General features: G+C 40.6%; 13 protein-coding genes. 12 read left to right on the forward strand and 1 reads right to left on the reverse strand.

From position 1 onward, the window contains the following. Nucleotides 1-31: 31 nt before the first annotated feature. Nucleotides 32-1,207 carry a MalY/PatB family protein gene (locus M1P97_RS15225; protein ID WP_249389525.1) on the reverse strand — a complete coding sequence of 392 codons (1,176 nt, stop codon included), beginning with the start codon at nucleotides 1,205-1,207 and terminating at the stop codon, nucleotides 32-34. A gap of 122 nt (nucleotides 1,208-1,329) precedes the next feature. Between M1P97_RS15225 and M1P97_RS15230 the strand changes: the two genes are divergently transcribed. The 12 genes from M1P97_RS15230 to M1P97_RS15285 all read left to right on the forward strand — a co-directional run bounded on the left by M1P97_RS15230 (nucleotide 1,330) and on the right by M1P97_RS15285 (nucleotide 21,744). Continuing rightward, a complete protein-coding gene (locus M1P97_RS15230) occupies nucleotides 1,330-1,887 on the forward strand; it encodes an RNA polymerase sigma-70 factor (protein WP_249389526.1) in 558 nt (185 codons plus the stop codon). Between the two features lie 185 nt (nucleotides 1,888-2,072). Then, entirely contained in the window at nucleotides 2,073-3,071 is a 999-nt protein-coding gene (locus M1P97_RS15235) for a FecR family protein (protein WP_249389527.1), read from the forward strand. A 155-nt stretch (nucleotides 3,072-3,226) separates the two neighbouring features. Continuing rightward, a complete protein-coding gene (locus M1P97_RS15240; protein ID WP_249389528.1) occupies nucleotides 3,227-6,529 on the forward strand; it encodes a SusC/RagA family TonB-linked outer membrane protein in 3,303 nt (1,100 codons plus the stop codon). Between the two features lie 18 nt (nucleotides 6,530-6,547). Continuing rightward, the gene (locus M1P97_RS15245) at nucleotides 6,548-8,347 is read left to right on the forward strand and encodes a RagB/SusD family nutrient uptake outer membrane protein (RefSeq protein ID WP_249389529.1); all 1,800 of its coding nucleotides are present in this window, start codon (nucleotides 6,548-6,550) and stop codon (nucleotides 8,345-8,347) included. Between the two features lie 24 nt (nucleotides 8,348-8,371). After that, a complete protein-coding gene (locus tag M1P97_RS15250) occupies nucleotides 8,372-9,589 on the forward strand; it encodes an enolase C-terminal domain-like protein (RefSeq protein ID WP_249389530.1) in 1,218 nt (405 codons plus the stop codon). A 358-nt stretch (nucleotides 9,590-9,947) separates the two neighbouring features. Next, on the forward strand, nucleotides 9,948-11,780 hold the full coding sequence (gene ilvD / locus M1P97_RS15255) for a dihydroxy-acid dehydratase (protein ID WP_195371275.1): 1,833 nt from the start codon (nucleotides 9,948-9,950) through the stop codon (nucleotides 11,778-11,780). Nucleotides 11,781-11,807: 27 nt separating this feature from the next. After that, nucleotides 11,808-13,508, forward strand: a complete 1,701-nt coding sequence (ilvB, locus tag M1P97_RS15260) for a biosynthetic-type acetolactate synthase large subunit (protein WP_195371200.1) — start codon at nucleotides 11,808-11,810, stop codon at nucleotides 13,506-13,508. A gap of 12 nt (nucleotides 13,509-13,520) precedes the next feature. Next, nucleotides 13,521-14,072 (forward strand): acetolactate synthase small subunit, encoded by a 552-nt coding sequence (gene ilvN / locus M1P97_RS15265; RefSeq protein WP_195371202.1) that lies wholly within the window; start codon nucleotides 13,521-13,523, stop codon nucleotides 14,070-14,072. 39 nt (nucleotides 14,073-14,111) lie between these two features. After that, on the forward strand, nucleotides 14,112-14,843 hold the full coding sequence (locus M1P97_RS15270; RefSeq protein ID WP_249389531.1) for an acyl-[acyl-carrier-protein] thioesterase: 732 nt from the start codon (nucleotides 14,112-14,114) through the stop codon (nucleotides 14,841-14,843). 52 nt (nucleotides 14,844-14,895) lie between these two features. Further along, nucleotides 14,896-15,942: a ketol-acid reductoisomerase gene (ilvC, locus tag M1P97_RS15275; protein ID WP_122357104.1), complete on the forward strand. Its 1,047-nt coding sequence runs from the start codon at nucleotides 14,896-14,898 to the stop codon at nucleotides 15,940-15,942. 907 nt (nucleotides 15,943-16,849) lie between these two features. Then, a complete protein-coding gene (locus M1P97_RS15280; protein ID WP_249389532.1) occupies nucleotides 16,850-20,134 on the forward strand; it encodes a SusC/RagA family TonB-linked outer membrane protein in 3,285 nt (1,094 codons plus the stop codon). Nucleotides 20,135-20,151: 17 nt separating this feature from the next. Beyond that, nucleotides 20,152-21,744, forward strand: coding sequence for a RagB/SusD family nutrient uptake outer membrane protein (locus M1P97_RS15285; RefSeq protein WP_195371208.1), 1,593 nt, complete (start codon nucleotides 20,152-20,154; stop codon nucleotides 21,742-21,744). Nucleotides 21,745-22,194: the final 450 nt, after the last annotated feature.

Consider the following 22,194-nt stretch of genomic DNA (forward strand, 5'->3'; position numbering starts at 1 on the left):
AGCAGGTTCGTTATGAACCTGCTTTTTATATTTATTTTTTATCGATGGCTTTTTTCAAAGCATTTAATGCCGTATCCAGTATGGAGCGTGGACAGCCGATATTCAATCGCATATAACCTTCCCCACCGGGACCGAACATACTTCCATCATTTAACAACAAACCAGCTTTTTCCTGAAAGAGTTTGACCAGATCTTCCTGGCTTAATTTCAGATCACGGCAATCCAGCCAGACGAGGAATGATGCTTGTGGTGGATATACTTTAATCTTCGGGAGTTTTGCTTTGAAGAATTCGTCGACGAAACGGACATTTTCCATTATATACATCCGCATTTGTTGCAACCATTCGGCACCATAGGTATAAGCGGCCTCTGTTGCTGTATAAGCAAAGATCGTACCGTCGCCTAACTCTCCGGCTTCCAGAAATTCATAGAACTCCTTTCTTATTTTTTCGTCAGGCACAATAGAATAGGAAGTTACGATACCTGCTATATTGAATGTTTTACTTGGGGCCATGAAAGTGATACTGCAGGAAGCGGCAGCTTCTGATACGGTCGCAAACGGGTGATGACTGAATTGTGGGTAAGCCATTTCTGCATGTATCTCATCGGAGATTACCAGAATATTATGCTTTGCACAGATTTCTGCAAGTTTGACTAATGTGTCTTTTTTCCAGACAATACCACCCGGGTTATGAGGATTACAGAGGATCAATATTTTGCATTGTTTGTCGATGACAGATTCAAGATGTTCGAAATCCATTTCATAAACGCCGTTCACCAGTTTTAACGGGTTATTGACGACTTCACGTTTCATACTTTCTGGAACAATGCGGAAAGGATGATATACGGGAGGTTGTATAATCACTTTATCGCCAGGTTTGGTGAAACATTGGATCACAAAGCCAATACCTTTCACGATACCCGGGATGTAGCTGAGCCATTCCCGTTTGATTTTCCATTTTTGTTTATAATCTACCCACTCTATAATACTTTGATAGTAAGAATCAGATCCGAAAGTGTAGCCGAATATTTCGTGTTCGCAACGCTTTTTAATGGCATTTACAATAAAGTCCGGTGTCCGGAAATCCATATCGGCAACCCATAGAGGAGTCAGGTTCTCATTGCCGTACCGCTCTTTGATCGCATCGTATTTGACGCAATTGGTTCCGCGGCGTTCAATAACTTCGTCAAAGTTGTATTGTTTCATTTTATCTTAGTTCAGTCAGTTTTTCTTAGTTTGTCGATTGATTGGGGTCAAAGATACAAATTATTTTATCCGAATCTTTTTATTTTGATATTTCTGATATTTTTTGCTACTTCGCGTTAGTTATGGAATTACCAGGGGAACAACATATCTTGAAGGAGATCGCAAAAGGGAATATAAAAGCTTTCGAACAGCTTTTTTTCTGCTACCAACCTAGGTTGGTATACTTCCTTGTCGGCCTGACGCACGACAAGGAAGTCAGTCGTGATATAGCCCAGGATTTGTTTCTGACTTTGTGGAAAGACCGGGAAAAACTGAAAGATGTCCGTTCTTTTTCCTCCTATCTCTTTCAGATGGCACGCTTTACCGTCTATGATTATTTCGACCGTCTTGCTGTTTCTGAGAAATATACGAATGAGTTTTTGTTGGAGGCTTCCATCTCCCAATCGGAAGAGGAGGCGCTGTTTGCGCGTGAGTTGCAGGGTATTATCAGCCGTATAGTCGAACAGATGTCTCCCCAACGTAAATTGATTTACCAAATGAGCCGTGAACAGGGCTTATCTAATGATGAGATCGCAACCCGCCTGAATATCAGCAAACGAACTGTCGAAAATCATCTGACGGCTGCACTGGCTATTCTTCGGAAGGTACTTTATCTTTTCTTCCTCGTTTGTTTAGAATAAAAGTCTTTATTTCGAAAAGAGTTTCACTATGGAGAAACAACTGTTTCATATATGAGAAACAAGTGTTTCACTTAGGTGGAACAAAAGTTTCAACTAAAGAAAATGATTGAAACTTTCAGAAAAACTTTTTTTAGGTTGTGTGTATCCGGCCGGTTAACCTACATTCTTATAAAGGCGGATATTTTATGAAAGAAAACAACAATACAAAACAACTCATGCGGCTATACTTCGGGAAACATTTTTCCCGATATGGGTGTATTTTGTTTGGACGTTGGTTGAAGGCAGATGACGAGAAGATACAAAAGGAAGAGATGTTGCAGGAGTTATGGGAAAAATCCCGGTCAGAGGTAACGGCTTCTACTTATAATGATTGGGAAGTTTTACGGAAGCATCTTTTTGTTAGTTCTGTTACCTGGAAGCGTTCGGCTTCATTGCCTCGTAAATTGTTGAAATATGTAGCTGCTGTTGTGTTGATGTTAGTAACAGTACTAACAACCTATTGGTTAACAGAGTCATTTAAACCTACCCGTCATCTGGAAATGACCGAAGTTTTTGTACCTTATGGAGAGAGTAAGCAAGTTATGTTACCTGACGGATCGAGTGTTTGGGTAGATGCAGGTTCACTGTTGGTTTATCCGAAAGATTTTACAAATACAGATACCCGAACTGTTTATCTTACGGGAGAAGCAGCTTTCTCTGTTCATAAGAATTCTGAACAGCCCTTTATTGTAAAGACAACTTATCTGGATGTGCAGGCGTTGGGAACTGTATTTACAGTCGAGGCTTATCCTAATGATACATGTTCTACAGCTACATTGGAACAGGGTAGCGTATTAGTTGCTGTAAAGAAAGGGAATATCCAGCCGACCATCTTGCGACCAGATCAGCAATTGATTTATTCACATGTGGCTCATACAGTACGAGTTCAATCAGTAGATATTTCTTTGTATCAAAAAGAAAGAAGTGGTTATTTGATTTTTGAAAACGCTTCATTCAATCATTTAATGACTTCTTTAGAGCGTAAGTTTAATGTTACGATTCATTACAATTCTCATAAATATGCAAGTGAATATTATAATGTTAAATTTTCACCGGATGAAGAATTGGAGGATGTTCTAACCATTTTACAGCAATTAGTGGGAATACGATATAAAGTAAAGGGGAATGTTGTTTTTATAAACTAATCTATAGGAGATAATAATTATGAATAAAAGAAAGCCGGAAAGATAGAAAGTGCGAAAATCCCTCTTTCCGGCGTTCGAAATCGAAAAATAGCTTTTTTTGACTCAACGTAATGCGTTGTAAATAACTAGTATTCAATTTTCAAACATACAAATATATGAAATTAACGGATCTAATACATGTAAAAGTGAGAAAAAGATTCTCACGTGTAGTTTTTGTTGGCCTTCTATTAATCTGTAATATATGGGTATCGGCTCAACATCAACCAGTTATATTGTCAGGTAATAATCTGACATTAAAGGATGCCTTCAAGCAAATTGAACAACAAACAAATTTATTTGTAGATTACAATGTTTCGGTTCTTGATGGTGCGAAGGTTATTGGTAAACTTCCGAAACAAGGAAGTGTGAAGATTGTTTTGGAACAATTACTGAAAGGATTGAATTGTTCATTTTCATTTAATAATAACCATGTTATTATTGTAGAAAATAAGAGTGGAACTTCTCAAAAACGAACCATTAAAGGAATTGTCAAAGACGGAACAGGTTTACCTGTTATTGGTGCAAATGTAGTAGAGAAAGATACTCAAAATGGAACAATAACTGGAGTTGATGGATCTTTTGTATTACAGGTTGGAGAAAATGCTGTTTTGAATATTTCTTTTATTGGTTTTTTAGATAAAACAGTAACAGTCAGAGATAATAGTGCGATAGATGTCATATTAATGGAAGATACTCAGAAGCTGGATGAAATAGTTGTTGTCGGTTATGGAACGCAAAGAAAGAGAGATTTGACAGGAGCTATTGCTTCTGTTAGTGCGAAAAAAATAACAGAACAAGCGACAACAAATGCTGTACAGGCGCTACAAGGTAAAATTGCTGGTGTAAATATAACACAAGATAATTGGAATCCAGGAGCTTCAGGAAGTATACAAATTCGAGGAAGAAGATCATTAAGTGCTTCTAATGACCCTCTTTATGTGATTGATGGTATTCCTATAGACAGGGGGATTAATGAAATAAATCCAAGTGAAATAGAATCCATTGAAGTGTTGAAAGATGCTTCTGCAACTGCTATTTATGGATCTCGGGGAGCGAATGGAGTCGTTTTAATTACCACAAAAAGAGGCAAAGCCGGAAAAACACGGATTGAATATGATGGGTATTATGGGATACAGAAACCACTGCGGAATCTGGATATAATGAATGGTGCGGAGTTCGCAGAATTTGTAAGAGAAGCTTATAGAAATAAGCCAAGTAATCAGTATGGATCTATAACTCCAGATCAGTCAGAGGACCAGAAGAATGGTATATTTGGTAAAGATCCTTATGTTATGGAGTCTGTCATGATGGGGTATGATGAAAATGGAAATTATAATCCATCAAATGTGAGAAGTTTTGACTGGGTTGATGCTGTTATGCGAACAGGGAATATTCAGAATCATCAGTTGACAGTGACTGGAGGTTCGGAGAAAACTAAAGTGATGTTTTCAGGTGCTTATTTTTCAAATGAAGGTATAATGAAAGATAAGGACTATGAACGATTTAGTATTCGAACAAATGTGGATCATGAAGTAAATTCTTTTTTAACGCTTGGAACCTCTACGATGTATTCGAGAGTGATTGAAAATAGTTCCGGCAATCTGTATGAAAGAGCACGGAATATGAGTCCTTTGGCTAGTCCATATAATGAAGATGGGACATTGACTATGTATCCGGGAGGTGATGGTTTGGCCATTAATCCTGTAGCTGAAATATCTGGTAGGCAAACGGAAAACCGGAGAAACCGTCTATTATCCAATGTGTATGCAGAAGTAAAATTACCATTAAATTTTAAATATCGCTTTAATTTTGGTTTGGATCACCGTACAGCTAGAGATGGTAAATTTCGTTCGAATATGGCTTTGGGCGGTTCTTTGCCGGAAGCGGAATATGGAGGGAATTCTTTAGACCTGTATACATTTAATAATATATTGTATTATGATAATGTTTTTAAAGAAAAGCATCGTCTAAACGTTACTTTACTTCAGGAGGCTCAAGATTTTCATTTTGAAGAATATAATATTAATGTGAAGGGATTACCCGCAGAATATCAGGAATATTATAATGTTGGAGCGGCAAGTGAAGTTAGAGGTGTGTCCAGTAAGTTGACGACATGGAGAATGTTGTCATTTATGGGACGTATTAATTATGGATTGATGGACAGATATTTACTTACTTTATCCGGGCGTTATGATGGTTCTTCAGTGTTGGCAGACGGACATAAATATCAATTTTTCCCTTCTGCTTCTTTTGCATGGAGAATGAAGGAAGAAGCATTCTTAAAACCTGTTAACTTTTTAGATGATTTGAAATTAAGGATAGGATATGGTAAAACAGGTAATTCTGCTGTCTCTCCTTATCAAACGCAAGGAAGCTTGGCGTTGAATCGATATGTTTGGGATGAGAGTCTCCAGATTTCATATGCTCCAAATAGTATGCCGAATTCTTTATTATCTTGGGAAACGACAGGACAGGTCAATGTCGGTTTGGATTTCTCATTCTTTAATTATCGTTTGAGTGGAGCAATTGATGTTTATAGTCAGCATACGTATGATTTACTTATGCCTCGTAATTTACCTGTTGTTTCAGGTTTTAATTCCGTACTTCAAAATATTGGAAAAACTAAGAATACTGGTCTGGAAATTAGTTTGAATGCGAAATTAATCGATAATCAGGATTTCAAGTGGAATGTAGATCTGATGTTCTATACCAATAAAGAACAGATCGTTGAACTATATGGCAAAAAACAGGATGATATAGGTTCTAAGTGGTTTATTGGACAACCTATAGATATTCATTATGACTATGAATTTGATGGTATCTGGCAGGATACACCGGAAGATCGGGCTGAGATGGAAAAGTTTAATGCAAATGGGGCGTCATATGAACTTGGATTAATCCGTCCAAAAGATCAAAATGGTGATTATAAGATTAATGCTGAGGATCGTGTTATTTTAGGTACGAGGCAACCGGATTGGATTGGAGGTTTGACCAGCTATATGGAATATAAAGGTATTGATTTATCATTCCAGTTATATGCGAATGTTGGCGCTATGGCCTATAATGATATGGTGTTACGTATGGAAGGGCGTTGGAATTCAGTTAAGGTTGATTACTGGACACCTACAAATCCAAGTACAACATATCCGAAGCCAAGTGCCAATTGGGAAACGCCTCCATATATAAATACTGTTTATTATGAAAAGGCTTCTTATCTTAGGGTGAAGTATATTACTTTAGGATATTCATTCCCAAAGGATTTGTTAAGCCATATATTTCTGGAAAAGGCACGAGTTTATGCTACTGTACAGAATCCTTTTTTGTGGACTAAGTTCAGAGGTTTGGACCCAGAGGGGGGGGCTGGTTACAATACCCCGAGTCCGACAACTTTCATGGTCGGTTTAAATCTAAGTTTCTAAAAAATAAATATTATTGATATGAAAAAGCAGGATTTTATAATAATATCTCTTATAATCGGGATTTTTAGTGTTTTTACTTCTTGCGCCGATTATTTGAAAGAAGAAGTTATATCAGATGTTGGATATAGTTATTATAATACGGCCCAAGGGATAGAAGCTGGGGTGGGAGCGGCTTATGCATCTTTAAGATGGGCCTATTCTGGAGAAAACCTACATGCGATTCAGCAATTAGGGACGGATACTTATCAGGAAGGACAGGATGGAAGTTGGAAACCGGCGCTTAATAGATATGAGAATAGCCTAAATGCCCAATTAGATTTGTTGTATCAATTTTGGGAAAACTATTATAAAGGGGTAAGTAGGACGAATGCTGTATTGAAGAGTATTCCAAATGTCTCAGATATGTCTGATGATCTAAAAAAGACTCGTTCCGGTGAAATTCGCTTCTTAAGAGGATTGTATTATTTTTATCTGGTTCAGACTTTTGGGAAGATTCCTTTAATAGAAGATGCACAATATGAGGTTAAAACAGATTTTAAACGTTCACCGGTTGCTGATGTATATAGATTTATCCTTGAAGATTTGCATTTTGCAGTAGAAAATTTGCCAGAAAGCCAGAGTGATTATGGTAGAGCTACAAAATATGCGGCGGAGCATTTGCTTTCTTTGGTTTACTTGACTAGAGGTAGTGCTGTCTCCGATCAGAGAGGTCAGGAAAGTACTGATTTTGAAAATGCAGCTAAATATGCGGAAGATGTAATAAATAGCAATCGTTATTCATTGGAAAGTGACTTTAAAAAATTATGGGATATCGATAACCAGTTGAATAAAGAGGTCATTTTTGCAGTTCAATATTCTAAATTACTTTTGAATAATAATAATGCAGGGAATAAGATACATCTTTATTATACAATGGTGTATGATGAAAGTCCTGGAATGAAACGCGATATTGAAAATGGTAGACCCTGGCGTAGGGTCAGACCAACTGATTTTACACTTTATCAATTATTTGATCGAAAAAATGATGCTCGTTTTTATAAAACTTTTAAAACCGCATGGCTATGTAATAATGAAAGTAATATAAAGAAATGGGAAGAAGTAAAGGATAAAAATGGCAATATTATTTTTACTCCATCTCCCGAATTATTGGGTAAACCTAAAATGAAATTAGGTGATACTGCAATCTGGGTAACAGTAGAGCGTTATCCAGAAAATACGAATTTGGATGCTTTATATGCTTCTAGAGCATATGATTATTATCCAAGAAATAGGCAAACGAATGCAAAGTTTCCTCAGAATTATAAGTTCTATGACAACCAGAGAGCTTCTGTTGCAGAAGAAAATGGAAGTCGGGATTGGTATTTATTCCGCTTAGGTGAAACTTATCTTATCGCGGCTGAAGCATATGGAAGAATGGGCAATTATGAGAAAGCTGTTGAATTATTAAATGTAATAAGAAAACGAGCTGCATATAAAGAAGGTGAATCGAAACCAACAGAATTTTTATTGATAGAAGGAGGTAAGGAAGAGGATGCTCTAAAAAGTACTGAATCAGAAATGCTGTTGACTGTAAATGATATAAAAGATAATTTTATAGATTTTATGCTGGATGAAAGAGCTCGTGAGTTAAATGGGGAATGTATAAGAAAATGGGATCTTATGCGTGCGGAAAAATTAGTAGAACGAGTGGGGAAATATAATCCAGAGGCTGTCAATATTCGTGAATATCATAAATTAATGCCGATACCACAGAAGCATATTGACCGACTTGATCCGAAAGGGAATATCGAAGAAGAACAGAATGAAGGGTATTATTAATCACCAAGTAAATTTTATATAAAAATGAATAGAAGACGTTTTATAAACTATATGGCACTTACTGGTGCGACTACCGGTTTAGCGAATTTTACAGGTAATGCGATGCCATTTGGGGAGAGTCGTAATTTTACTCCAGTAGATCCAGACATAAATTATCATATACTTGATCATATAGAGTTTACGGATGTTCAATTAAGATATCCGAGACTAGTAGGAAGAAATGCTCAGAAAGGTATTCATGGATATGGACCGAAGATAAACATTTGCTCAGTATATACTAGACAAGGAGCAAAGGGTATAGGTATGTTAAGAGGTTCTAAACAAGATGCAGAAAAGGTATTTTCAACTTTGAAAGGGGTAAAATTATCTGATGTTTTTTCTGTGAAAAAGGGAGCATTGAATAAGGATGCTTTGATTTTTGATATACCATTCCATGACTTGGCGGGGGTTATATTGGAAAAACCTGTTTATAAATTATTAGGTAGGGAGAATCCATTAGCAACTAAGTGCTACAGTGGTATGATATATATGGATGATATTGATCCCAAGGAGAATCCTTCCGGTTTAGATAAGATATTTGAAGAGTGTCGATATGACTATGAACATGGTTATCGGCAATTTAAACTTAAAATCGGTCGTGGTAAAAAATGGCTTTCACCTGAAGCAGGATTAAAACGAGATATTGAAGTTACGAAATTAGTACATGATTATTTCCCGGATTGTGATATTTTGGTTGATGCAAATGACGGGTATGATATTGATACTTTTATTCGTTATTTGGAAGGGATTGAAGAGGTTCCATTATGGTGGATTGAAGAACCATTTCGCGAAACAGAAAAAGATTATGCAATTTTGAGAACTTGGTTGGGCAATAACAGGAGGAGGAATACTTTATTGGCTGATGGAGAGGCTTATCCAGATTTGCCATTGGCTCTTGATCTAGGAGATAAAGGCTTGTTGGATGTTTATCTGGAGGATTTAATTGGGTATGGGTTTAGCCGATGGAGAGAGTTAATTCCAACCTTGAAACAGCATAAATTGCTAGCTTCGCCTCATAACTGGGGGGAATATGTAAAAACGTTATATACGATGCATTTAGCTTCGGGCTTAGGTAATGTTTGTACAATAGAAGGAGTTACTTGCTATTCTTCAGATATTGACTTTGGACATGCTATATTGAGGAATGGTATTTTGACGCCTGCTGATACTCCGGGATTTGGTATGACATTGTTAAAATCGTAAATCTTTAAGAAATAGTTATGAAAGCATTGGAGGTTGTAAGGCCTTCGATGCTTTTTCTGTTAAAATGCAAGGGTTGGTTGTTGTTTTATTGATAAATGAAAGAAAAAGTAAGATTTTTCTTTTAAATCCTTTGCTCATATAAATTATTGTTCTACATTTGCAGCGTCAAACAAATTAAAGACGATAAGAAAAGATGATGAACAATGTATTACATATTATTCTCGTGGTGGTCCTTCTAGTCATTAGTAGGTAAGGAGAAAGGTGTGTAAGAAGTTGTGAAGTCGTAAATGATATTTCTTAAGCCTTTCTCCATATAGAGAAGGGCTTTTTTATTGACTAAAAGATAAAAACAAATATGATGAAGAATCCGTTAAGAAGTTCATATAGCACAGAGGGTAGACGCATGGCCGGCGCCCGTGCTTTGTGGCGTGCCAACGGCATGAAAGAAGAGCAGTTCGGTAAACCGATTATAGCCATTGTGAATTCATTTACCCAGTTTGTCCCGGGACATGTGCATCTGCACGAGATCGGACAGCAGGTGAAAGCGGAGATTGAAAAGCTCGGTTGCTTTGCCGCAGAATTCAATACGATCGCTATCGACGACGGTATTGCCATGGGACACGACGGAATGCTTTATTCCCTTCCTTCCCGCGACATTATTGCAGATAGCGTCGAATATATGGTGAATGCGCATAAGGCAGATGCTATGGTATGTATCAGCAACTGCGACAAGATCACTCCGGGTATGCTGATGGCCAGTATGCGCCTGAACATTCCAACCATATTTGTATCAGGAGGCCCAATGGAAGCCGGTAACCTGGATGGTCGTGCACTCGACCTGATCGATGCTATGATCGAAGCTGCCGATGATTCAGTGAGCGATGAACAGGTAGAGAAGGTTGAACGTTCGGCTTGTCCGACCTGCGGATGTTGTTCCGGTATGTTTACTGCTAATTCGATGAATTGTCTGAATGAAGCGATCGGTCTGGCTCTTCCCGGTAACGGTACAGTGGTGGCTACTCATGCCAACCGTACCCGCCTGTTTAAAAAGGCTGCCAAAATGATCGTGGATAATGCGTTTAAATATTATCGTGACGGGGATGATTCTGTATTACCCCGTAGCATTGCCACCCGCCAAGCATTCCTGAATGCGATGTCACTCGATATTGCAATGGGAGGATCTACCAATACAGTCCTTCACTTACTGGCAATAGCCCATGAAGCGGAAGCCGATTTCACCATGAAAGATATCGATATGCTTTCCCGTAAAACCCCGGTTATCTGTAAAGTGGCTCCGAGCTGTTCCTATCATGTGGAAGATGTGAACCGTGCAGGAGGTATTATGGGTATCATGAATGAATTGGTAAAAGCCGGTCTGGTGGATGATTCGGTGAAGCGTGTGGACGGACTGACCTTGGGACAGGCGATCGACCAATATTGTATCACATCCGTAAACGTAACGGAAGAAGCTGTCAATATTTATAAAAGTGCTCCGGCACACCGTTTCAATCTGGTGCTCGGATCACAGGAAAGCTATTATAAGGAATTGGATACAGACCGTACTGCCGGTTGCATCCGTGATGTGGAACATGCTTATGTAAAAGATGGTGGTCTGGCTGTTCTTTACGGAAATATAGCGCAGGATGGTTGTGTTGTCAAAACGGCAGGGGTAGATGAAAGTATCTTCCGTTTTGCAGGTCCGGCAAAAGTTTTCGATTCGCAGGATGCTGCTTGCGAGGGTATCCTTAAAGACAAAGTCGTCTCCGGCGATGTCGTCGTTATCACCTATGAAGGTCCGAAGGGTGGTCCGGGTATGCAGGAAATGTTGTATCCTACCTCTTATATAAAGAGTAAACACCTGGGTAAGGAATGTGCATTGATCACAGACGGACGCTTCAGCGGTGGAACATCAGGTTTGTCAATCGGACATATTTCTCCCGAAGCAGCAGCAGGTGGAGCGATTGGCTTAGTGAAAGACGGCGATATTATTGAAATTAATATACCTGAGAGAACCATAAACGTAAAGGTTAGCGATGAAGAACTCGCCAAGCGCCGTCAGGCAGAAGAAGCCCGCGGACCGAAAGCCTTTACTCCTCCTTTCCGCCAGCGTACGGTATCGAAAGCACTGAAGGCATACGCAAAGATGGTTGCTTCGGCCGATAAAGGCGGTGTACGAATTGTAGAAGATTAATAAAACACCAAATACTATAATTTAGAGATGGATAAACAAAAGATAACCGGTTCGGAAGCTTTGCTGAAAGCGCTGATCGCTGAAGGAGTAGATACTATCTTCGGTTATCCGGGTGGACAGGCAATTCCTATATATGATAGTTTATATGACTATAAAGATCAATTGAAACACGTTCTGGTACGCCATGAACAAGGTGCAACACATGCGGCTCAGGGATATGCCCGCGTTTCCGGTAAAGTGGGGGTAACGTTGGTTACTTCCGGACCAGGAGCAACAAATACCATTACCGGTATTGCCGATGCGTTGATGGACAGTACGCCGATGGTAGTAATTGCCGGACAAGTTCCGTCTCCACTGCTGGGTACCGACGCTTTTCAGGAAGTCGACGTAATCGGTATTACGCAACCAATCACTAAATGGGCCTATCAGATCCGTAAGCCGGAAGAAATAGCCTGGGCCGTATCCCGTGCTTTCTATATCGCATCGACGGGACGTCCCGGTCCGGTAGTACTTGACCTGGCCAAAGATGCACAAGTAGGTTTGGTGGATTATGAATACGAAAAGGTAAATTATATACGCAGTTATCAGCCGGAGCCGGATATCAAGCAGGAACGTATTGAAGCCGCTGCCGCTCTGATCAATGGTTCAAAGAAACCATTCTGTCTGGTAGGCCAGGGGGTTATCCTGGGAGGGGCAGAAGAGGAATTGAAAGCCTTTTTGGAGAAAAACGATATACCTGCCGGTTCGACCGTATTAGGATTGTCGGCACTTCCTTCCGACTTTCCCTTACATAAAGGTATGCTTGGTATGCATGGAAATGTAGGACCTAACCGGAAGACAAACGAATGTGATGTGTTGATCGCTATCGGTATGCGTTTCGACGACCGTGTAACCGGCGATTTGAAGACATACGCCAAGCAGGCAAAAATTATCCATCTGGATATCGACAACTCGGAAATCGGAAAGAATGTACCTGTTGATGTAAAGGTATTGGGTAATGCCAAACACACCATTCCGATGATCACCTCTTTATTGGAAGAACGGAAGCGTCCCGAATGGAATGCCGAGTTTGAGCCGGATGAAAAGGAAGAAGAAGAAAAAGTGATCCGTAAGGAACTTTTCCCTACCGAAGGTCAGTTGAAGATGGGTGAAGTAGTACGTAAAGTATCCGAAGCAACCGGCAATGATGCCATCCTGGTTACCGATGTAGGTCAAAACCAGATGATGGGTGTCCGTTACTTCAAATATAAACAAACCCGTAGTGTGGTAACTTCAGGAGGTCTGGGTACGATGGGCTTCGGTCTTCCCGCTGCTATCGGAGCCAAACTGGGTGCTCCCGACCGTACGGTTTGTTTCTTTACCGGCGACGGTGGTATCCAGATGACTATCCAGGAACTGGGAACCATCATGCAGGAAGAACTGAATGTGAAGATCATCGTTCTTAATAATAATTTCCTCGGTATGGTACGCCAGTGGCAGGAATTGTTCTTCCAGGAACGTTATTCGAACACCATCATGAAAAATCCGGACTTTGTCGCGATAGCCAAGGCATTCGGTATTGCTTCCCGCGCTGTTGACAGCCGTGAAGAACTGGACGGTGCAATAGAAGAAATGCTTAACCATGACGGCGCTTACCTGTTGGTTGCCAACGTGGAAACCTGTGGAATGGTATATCCGATGGTTCCGGCCGGAGGAAGCGTTACGAATATGATTTTAGGTGCTAAGTAAGGAGGAACAATTATGAATACGAAAAATTTATATACCGTTATTATCTTTTCAGAAAACACAGTAGGTCTTCTGAACCAGATAACCGTTATCTTTACGCGCCGGCAACTGAATATTGAGACGCTTTCTGTTTCTCCCTCTGCTATAAAGGGAATACATAAGTTTACAATTACTACCTTTGCCGACGAAGATACGATCGATAAGGTCGTTAAGCAGATCGACAAACGTGTGGATATTCTGAAAGCTTATTATAATACGGATGAGGACCTGGTTTACCAGGAAATAGCTCTTTACAAACTGAGTACCGAACTCTTTATCAAGATGGGTACGGTAGAAGATCTGATCCGTAAGTATAATGCCCGTATCCTCGAAATGAACGAGAGCTGTGTCGTACTCGAAAAGAGTGGTCATTATGATGAAACACAAGCCTTGTTCAAAGAACTGAGTGAGACGATCGGTGTGTTGCAATTCATCCGTTCCGGTCGTGTTGCGATTACGAAGAGTAAGGTAGAGCGTCTGAGCGATATGCTGTCCTCGATGGAAAAGAAGTTGCAGGATAAACATTAATACAAACAGAAGGACTTCGTCCCTTGTAAAAAGAAGATTATGGAGAAGAACAAAGTAGGAGAATTTCATTTCGTAACCGAGTCCTATCTAATGGACTTTCGGGGCCGCATCACTATTCCGATGATCGGAACTTATTTGCTGCACGCCGCTTCTTGTCATGCCGCCGACCGTGGATTCGGTTATAACGACATGACCGAAAGGCATACCGCATGGGTGCTTTCCCGTCTGGCAATCGAAATGACTTCCTATCCGGCTATGTCCGAGTCCGTAACCTTATATACCTGGGTCGATGAAGTCGGAAAGTTATTTACCAGCCGCTGTTTCGAACTGGTGAACGGAGAAGGTAAAACATTCGGCTTTGCCCGTTCTATCTGGGCGGCTATCGATGTGGAAACCCGTCGTCCGACCTTGCTCGATGTAGAAGGGCTGAGTGTCTATGTCACCGACCGTCCCTGTCCGATCGAGAAACCCGGTAAGATCGCCCCGGTAGAAAACAACATACCCGGTGAGTCCTATCGTGTGAAATACAGCGATCTCGATGTGAACGGTCATCTGAACAGTATCAAATATATGGAGCATCTGCTCGACCTGTTCGATATCGGCATGTTCCGTGAAAAAGAGATAAGCCGTTTCGAAATAGCTTATCAGTCTGAAGGTAAATACGGTATGGAGTTGACCCTTCATCATCAGGAAGTATCCGCAGACAAATATAATATGGCAATATGTAATGACGGCAAAGCGATCAGCCGTGCCGCCGTTACCTGGAAATAACCATATAGAAAGAGACAAATTATTTTATATACATTTTAATAGTAAAAAGAAAATGGCAGTAATGAATTTTGGCGGCGTTGACGAAAATGTAGTAACCCGCGAAGAATTTCCGTTGGAAAAGGCAAGAGAAGTATTGAAAGACGAAACTATCGCTGTGATAGGTTATGGCGTACAAGGTCCGGGTCAGAGCCTGAACTTGCGCGACAACGGTTTTAACGTAATTGTAGGACAACGTAAAGGTGGTAAGACTTGGGAAAAAGCCGTTGCAGACGGTTGGGTACCGGGCGAAACACTGTTCGATATCGAAGAAGCTTGCGAAAAAGCGACAATCATACAGTATCTGCTTTCAGATGCCGCACAGATTGAAGTATGGCCGCGTATCAAAAAATACCTGACTCCGGGTAAGGCTTTGTATTTCTCTCACGGTTTCGGTATTACTTATAAAGAACGTACAAACATCATCCCTCCTGCCGATGTAGACGTAATCCTGGTTGCTCCGAAAGGATCGGGTACTTCACTTCGTCGTATGTTCCTGCAGGGCCGTGGTTTGAACTCAAGCTACGCAATCTTCCAGGATGCAACAGGCAAAGCATGGGATCGTGTAATTGCACTGGGTATCGGTGTGGGTTCAGGTTACTTGTTCGAAACAACTTTCAAGAAAGAAGTATATTCCGACCTGACCGGCGAACGTGGTACTTTGATGGGTGCAATCCAGGGATTGCTGCTTGCTCAGTACGAAACACTGCGTGAAAATGGTCACGAACCTTCTGAAGCATTCAATGAAACAGTAGAAGAATTGACACAGTCGTTGATGCCTTTGTTCGCAGAAAATGGTATGGACTGGATGTATGCAAACTGTTCAACTACTGCACAGCGCGGTGCTTTGGACTGGATGGGCCCGTTCCACGATGCCACAAAACCTGTATTCCAGAAATTGTATAGCGAAGTTGCATGCGGTAACGAAGCACAGCGTTCTATCGATACTAACAGCAAACCTGACTACCGTGAAGGTCTTGAAAAAGAACTGAAAGCACTTCGTGAAAGCGAAATGTGGCGTGCCGGTGCTGTTGTTCGTAAACTTCGTCCCGAAAACAACTAATAGTTGGTGCGATAAATAAGTATTAAACATCTTGCGATATAAAGCGGTAATCCGGTATGTTCCGGGTTGCCGCTTTTTCTTTCCCGTTACCAGTTAAGCATAAACCTATGACTAACTAAGTCTTTCCTCATGACTTATTAATACCAAAGTCCTTACTTATTAAATATACCCTGTACATCTTGTCTGATTATCCTGTACACCCTGATTATTCATCCTGTACACTTTGGATAGCTACCCTGTACAGGGTAATAATAAGTAGCGGGGACTTTTGATTTAGAAACTCCCTGGCTATGCAATAAAAGGTGCCGGGAAGGGATATAGTGGTTGCCTGTGTGACAAATTTTAGCTAAGTAAGTTTTCTATCATAAAGTTTTCCGAATTTATCTGTCATCTGCAACTGTTGTTTGTATTTGTTTGGTTATTAGGATGTAAACGGTTGCAGATAGCTGTTTTTATCTGCAACTGAATCTGTCATCTGTCATCGGTATGGAACATCACGGTTTTATATGTTAAAGCCCGTTATTGGTGGAGCGGGTTTATTGATCTCATATACTTATTGTATTTGATAGGTTAGGAGTTTTTATGGAGTTACTTTTCTTAACAAAGAATTGTTAAATAGTGAGGAATAAAGTATTAAATGTATATTTTTATGCTTGCGGTTATTAATGATAGATTATATTTGTTGAAGAAAGTACGGTGTGTTTAGTCAAGATAAATAGGTTGGTGTTTGTGGGTAAAAAGTTGTGTGTCTTGATTTTGTGAACTTTATTTTAGTGCGTATGGACCTGGCGCTTTTTGAGGAGAGAAGTGTAACCTCTAATGAAATGAATACTGTTATGATTAAAATTATTTAATTAAAGTCTTGAATTTAACTATGTGGACAGACTCAAAACTAATTAAATCACTAATGTTTTCTGTATTGTTTGGAGCTGCGGGTACTGTAGTTGCAGCTATTCCAACAAGTCCCGAAACGATGGTAGTGCAACAGGGAAATAAGGTCTCAGGCCTTGTCTCTGACGATATGGGGCCCATAGCCGGTGCTTCTGTCGTAGTAAAAGGAACTTCTGTCGGTACGATTACCGATACCGACGGTCGATTTACCCTGGATAATGTCCGGCGGGGATCGGTTATTGTAATATCTTTTGTCGGCTTGGCTACGCAGGAGATTACGTGGAACGGGCAAGCCAACTTAAATGTCAAGTTGAGTGATGCGACACAGGATTTGGATGAAGTTGTGGTTGTTGCTTATGGTACAGCTAAGAAATCGACCTTTACCGGGTCGGCCTCTGTTGTGAAAGCAGAGAAACTGGAAAAGGTAATGGGTACCGGTTTTACTGAAGCATTACAAGGTATGTCGGCCGGTGTGAATGTTGTAAACGTACAAGGTAACCCCGGTGCTGAAGCTCGTGTCGAAATTCGTGGTATTGCTTCTATGTCCGGAAAGGCTGATCCTTTGTATATTGTGGATGGTATGCCTTACGATGGTGGTCTTAACCAGATCAATCCGACGGATATCGAATCGATGACGGTGTTGAAGGATGCTGCGGCAACCTCTTTGTATGGTTCGCGTGCTGCGAATGGTGTTGTGATGATTACTACCAAGAGGGGGAAATCAGCTAAACCTCAGATTAATTTCCGCGGGGCGTGGGGTACTTCCGACAATGCGGTAAAGAACCCTAAAAAGGCTAATCCTTATCAACAGTTGGAAAATACCTGGTATGCATTGTATTACGATGCATTGCTTTACGACGGCATGGATGCCAAGGCTGCCGGCGATTATGCATCTTCCCAGGCATTGACCAAGCAGGTAAAAGCAACGAGAAATTCAAAGGGTGAAACTATTTATGTGACCCCGTTTAGATACATCAACGAAGATTATGTTTTGCATGACGGTAACGGAAATCCTTACATGAATCCTAATCTGGAATATGTATGGGATGAAGACGACTGGGATGTTTATAAGGCCATCTTCTCCCGAAAACTACGTCAGGATTATAGTGTGGATATAAGTGGGCAAACCGGAAATGGTAAGACTTCATATTTCTTCTCCGGTGGTTACCTGGATGATCAGGGGTATGGAAATCGCCAGTATTACAAACGGTATTCTTTCCGTACGAATTTAAGTACGGAACTGTTCGACTGGTGGAAAGTTGCAGGTAGCTTGTCATATTCCCGTCATCGCCAAAATGTATCGGGAGGTGCCAGCCGTGCTGCAAACTTTACGACAACACTGTCGTCTCCCTGGTTGCGTAACGAGGATAATACAGGATGGGTGGTTTCGGAAAAGACCGGAAAAAGAATGTACGACTATGGTAAATATACCAACAACTTCTTTGGAGCGCATGTCCTGAACAATTCGGGTGACTATTGGGATAATGGGAATGATGATAGTTTTGATAATAATATGGGGCATATTCTTTCGGCTCAGTTTAACACAGAGTTTAAATTGCCGTATAACCTAAAGTTCCGTTCTGCTTTGAATATCGACGATTATTGGAGTCGTTCAATGGTGTATACATCTGCTGTGCATGGTAGTGGTCAGACTGCTCCTTATGGAATTTCTATCCTGGCGGATGGAGGTTATGCCAGCCGTTATGATTTCAATAAGCGCTCTACTACCTGGAATAATGTGTTGTCGGGCGACTGGTCGATCGGTGATCATAATATCTCCGCTATGGCTGGTCACGAGTGGTATACCTGGGATTCCCACTATGAGCAAGGTTGGGGTGAAGGAATCATGGAATTAGGTAAATACGAGTTATCGAATACAACCAAAAATTTTGGTGTATGGGGAGGCCGTGATAAGTATTCTTTGTTATCATTCTTTGGAAAGTTGGATTATAATTTCCTGAATAAGTATTATCTCTCTGCCTCTATTCGTGAGGATGGTTCTTCCCGCTTCAGTTCCGATAACCGTTGGGGTACATTCTGGTCGACCGGTGCTTCCTGGAGAATATCGAAAGAGGGTTTCCTGGAAGATGCAAAATGGATTGACAATCTGGTACTTCGCGCCAGTTATGGTACGACCGGTAACGATAAATTGATCGTACGTAACGCTAGTAACGGTAAAGCAGGTGATGAAGTATTATATGGTTATCAGGGAACTTACGAAAGTGACGACCTTTACCTGAAATCAGGTTTGAAGCCTTCCACAACTCCGACTCCGGATCTGAAATGGGAGAGCAATAAGCAATGGAACGTAGGTTTGGACTTTTCTTTCCTCAGTCGTCTGAGCGGTACGGTGGAATATTATTCCCGTACATCCCATGACCTGTTGTATTATAAAGAATTGCCTCTGTCGGCCCAGGTAGGTGCTACTTCCGGATATAATATGAATATCGGTGACCTTCGTAATAGTGGTGTTGAAATAACTGTCAATGCCAACATCTTTACTTCAAAAGATTTCAGATGGGATATCGATGCTAATATGAGTACCTTAAAGAATGAGGTTACTTATCTGCCGACTGGTGCTTATACCTATGCCGGTACGGCTTGTACCTATAAAATGGAAGAAGGTAAGTCTATCTACGAATTTATCGCTCCTCAATATGACGGTGTGAATCCTGAAACAGGTCTGCCGGGTTGGTTGATCCGTGATGGTAATGGCGGTTGGGTGCGTACGGAAGATCAGGCGAAAGTAACTACTGATGATTTTGTATATTGTGGTTCCGCTATTCCTAAAGTATTTGGTTCTATCACCAACAACTTCCAGTTTAAAGGGATCGACCTGTCGTTTATGTTCTATTATTCTTATGGATCAAAGATTTCTGACTATACCTATAAAGAACGTATTATGAACCGTCCGGGTGTAGGTGTCGTACAAGAATTGGTGGAAGACCGCTGGAGGCAGCCGGGTGATGCGGGAACACTTATCCCCCGTTGGTCGTATACTCAATATGGCGCAACAGTTAAATATGCCGATAATTTTGTGTTTGACAACCATTACTGGCGTCTGAGAAACCTGACTTTAGGTTATACTTTGCCAAAGAATATCAGCCGTAAGGCATTGGTGGAAAACCTGCGTGTGTATGTGACAGGTAATAACCTGTTGACTTTCGGACCGGCAAAGAAGCGCTTTACAGATCCCGAAACAGGTGTAATGGGTAACAGTTATAATGGTAACGCTGAAACGGATAACGGTATTCAGGGTTCAAGAAGACTGTATATGGTCGGTATTCAAATCACATTATAAATGCAAAAAAGATATTTATGAAAAGATTATTTATAAACATATCCTTCCTGTCCCTCGTTTTTGTAGGTTTTACCCTGACAGGATGTGATGACGATCTGACAACCAGTTCGTATGTGAAAGTGAATGATACGGATGTGCTCGAGAATATATCCCAGCTGGAAAAAGTATTGACCTCGGCTTATAAACAGTTGTATTTTAATACGGATAAAGGCGATCGTGTATATGCCGGGCTTCCGGGTTTCCAAATGTATGTCGATGCAGGAGGTGCGGATATCGTGAGCCATACTAATATGGGTGGCGACCAGGTAACGGCTTATCAATATTCGAACTCAAAGACTCAGGCGGATGGGAATGCATCCAAGATATGGTCGATGTGCTATAACGTGATCAACCGTGCTAACATCATCCTGACCAATGTAGATAATGCCAGCGGTGATGAAACGCAAAAGAAGCATATTAAAGGGCAGGCACTGGCTATGCGTGGAATCCAATACTTCCATTTGATTCAGAATTACCAGCAGACGTATGTTATTGCAAAAAACAAACGGGGTGTGATTTTGCGTACATCTTCCACTGATGAGGCTCATAAAGGCTTTTCAACTGTGGAGGAAATATATACTCAGATCGTATCTGACCTTACCACTGCAAAGTCGTTGCTTGCTGATTATCATCCGACAGACTTATGGTTAATTAATTCGGAGATCTGTTCCGGTATTCTGGCTCGTGTATATCTGGTGATGCAGAACTGGGAAGGGGCTTACAATGAAGCGAAGATCGTTTATGACAACCATAGTCAGTTGATGACGCGTGAACAGTATCGTTCGGGATTCGACGATATGATCAGCGGCAATTATCCGGAAGTGGTTTGGGCGATGAAGTATACAGCCGATAACAACCTGGGAGGTAGTACGCAGTTTAACTTCTGGTACAATCAGGACGAAAGTTATGGTGAAGGTTATGCGGATGGGCCGATCTATTCTTTCCTGGATTACTTTGTGGATGAGCAGTTTGTGAAATTATTTGAAGAAAAGGAAGACCGCTATCAGTTCTGGAAACGAACAAAGAATGCAAACAAAGAAATCAATACAAAATGGGCGTTCGATAAGTATAAACATTATGGAGAAGATGGAGGAAGTGTGATCCAAAGTGCTACCCGTCCTGAAGTGTGCTTGATGCGTGGTGCTGAAATGTTGCTGATTATGGCGGAGGCTGCTGCACAGAAAGGTAGTACAGGAGAGGCTCTTACTTTATTGAATCGTTTGCAGGTTGCACGTAATGCGACTCCGACTACCAATAGTGGTGGGGATTCATTATTAGAAGATATCTACAAAGAACGTCGTAAAGAACTGATTTGTGAAGGACAGGCAGGTTTTTATGATCTGGTTCGTTTGCAGAAGCGATTGGTGCGTTATGGTGAAACGACAGCAAATCCTGCCGGGCATTATGTATGGGGTATGCAATACTTGAATGGATATAATGTCAGTGATCTTCAACCTGTGGGGATTCTTGAATCGAATGATTACCGTTTCTTCTGTCAGATTCCTCAAATGGAAATCCTTAATAACGATGCAATCTCAGAGGCTGATCAGAATCCCTGGAGCGGGCAGTAAAAACTAGATTACTATTAATAGTAAGAAGGAACTTTTAGGGGCTCCTTTTTTATGTCTTGAATACCATAGTTTCTATAGAACTCATATATTCCAGGAGACAAATATAGTAATATTATTTAATTTGAGTTTAATTATACCGTTAAAATGTTATTGGTTAAGAATTTTAACATAAGTAATCCCAAAGAGATGCAAGGTGTGTATTATATAAAAACAACCTTAAGTTGTTTATTGCCATTGGTATATCGATATTAGTAGAGATAAAATAAGTATTCTTGTATATTTATGCATGCTTCAAGAATTTAACAAAACCTACTTTATTCTAAAAAACAAGACAATAGTTCTATAGAGACTATGGCATTTAATTTAAGTATTTAAATGCTTTTCTGGAGATCAGGTATTTCCTCGATAGTATTAAAGTTCAGAAAGTCAGTCTCTTATTTTAAATCAAAT

It is taken from the genome of Parabacteroides leei (assembly GCF_023369805.1).
Classification (GTDB): Bacteria; Bacteroidota; Bacteroidia; order Bacteroidales; family Tannerellaceae; genus Parabacteroides; species Parabacteroides leei.

Excerpts from the sequence above, each read along its gene's own strand:
- M1P97_RS15240 (WP_249389528.1), top strand. The coding sequence starts at position 3,227 with ATGAAATTAACGGATCTAATACATGTAAAAGTGAGAAAAAGATTCTCA.
- M1P97_RS15245 (WP_249389529.1), top strand. The coding sequence starts at position 6,548 with ATGAAAAAGCAGGATTTTATAATAATATCTCTTATAATCGGGATTTTT.
- M1P97_RS15225 (WP_249389525.1), bottom strand. The coding sequence starts at position 1,207 with ATGAAACAATACAACTTTGACGAAGTTATTGAACGCCGCGGAACCAAT.
- ilvD (WP_195371275.1), top strand. The coding sequence starts at position 9,948 with ATGAAGAATCCGTTAAGAAGTTCATATAGCACAGAGGGTAGACGCATG.
- ilvB (WP_195371200.1), top strand. The coding sequence starts at position 11,808 with ATGGATAAACAAAAGATAACCGGTTCGGAAGCTTTGCTGAAAGCGCTG.
- M1P97_RS15250 (WP_249389530.1), top strand. The coding sequence starts at position 8,372 with ATGAATAGAAGACGTTTTATAAACTATATGGCACTTACTGGTGCGACT.
- ilvN (WP_195371202.1), top strand. The coding sequence starts at position 13,521 with ATGAATACGAAAAATTTATATACCGTTATTATCTTTTCAGAAAACACA.
- M1P97_RS15280 (WP_249389532.1), top strand. The coding sequence starts at position 16,850 with ATGTTTTCTGTATTGTTTGGAGCTGCGGGTACTGTAGTTGCAGCTATT.
- M1P97_RS15230 (WP_249389526.1), top strand. The coding sequence starts at position 1,330 with ATGGAATTACCAGGGGAACAACATATCTTGAAGGAGATCGCAAAAGGG.
- M1P97_RS15285 (WP_195371208.1), top strand. The coding sequence starts at position 20,152 with ATGAAAAGATTATTTATAAACATATCCTTCCTGTCCCTCGTTTTTGTA.
- ilvC (WP_122357104.1), top strand. The coding sequence starts at position 14,896 with ATGGCAGTAATGAATTTTGGCGGCGTTGACGAAAATGTAGTAACCCGC.
- M1P97_RS15235 (WP_249389527.1), top strand. The coding sequence starts at position 2,073 with ATGAAAGAAAACAACAATACAAAACAACTCATGCGGCTATACTTCGGG.
- M1P97_RS15270 (WP_249389531.1), top strand. The coding sequence starts at position 14,112 with ATGGAGAAGAACAAAGTAGGAGAATTTCATTTCGTAACCGAGTCCTAT.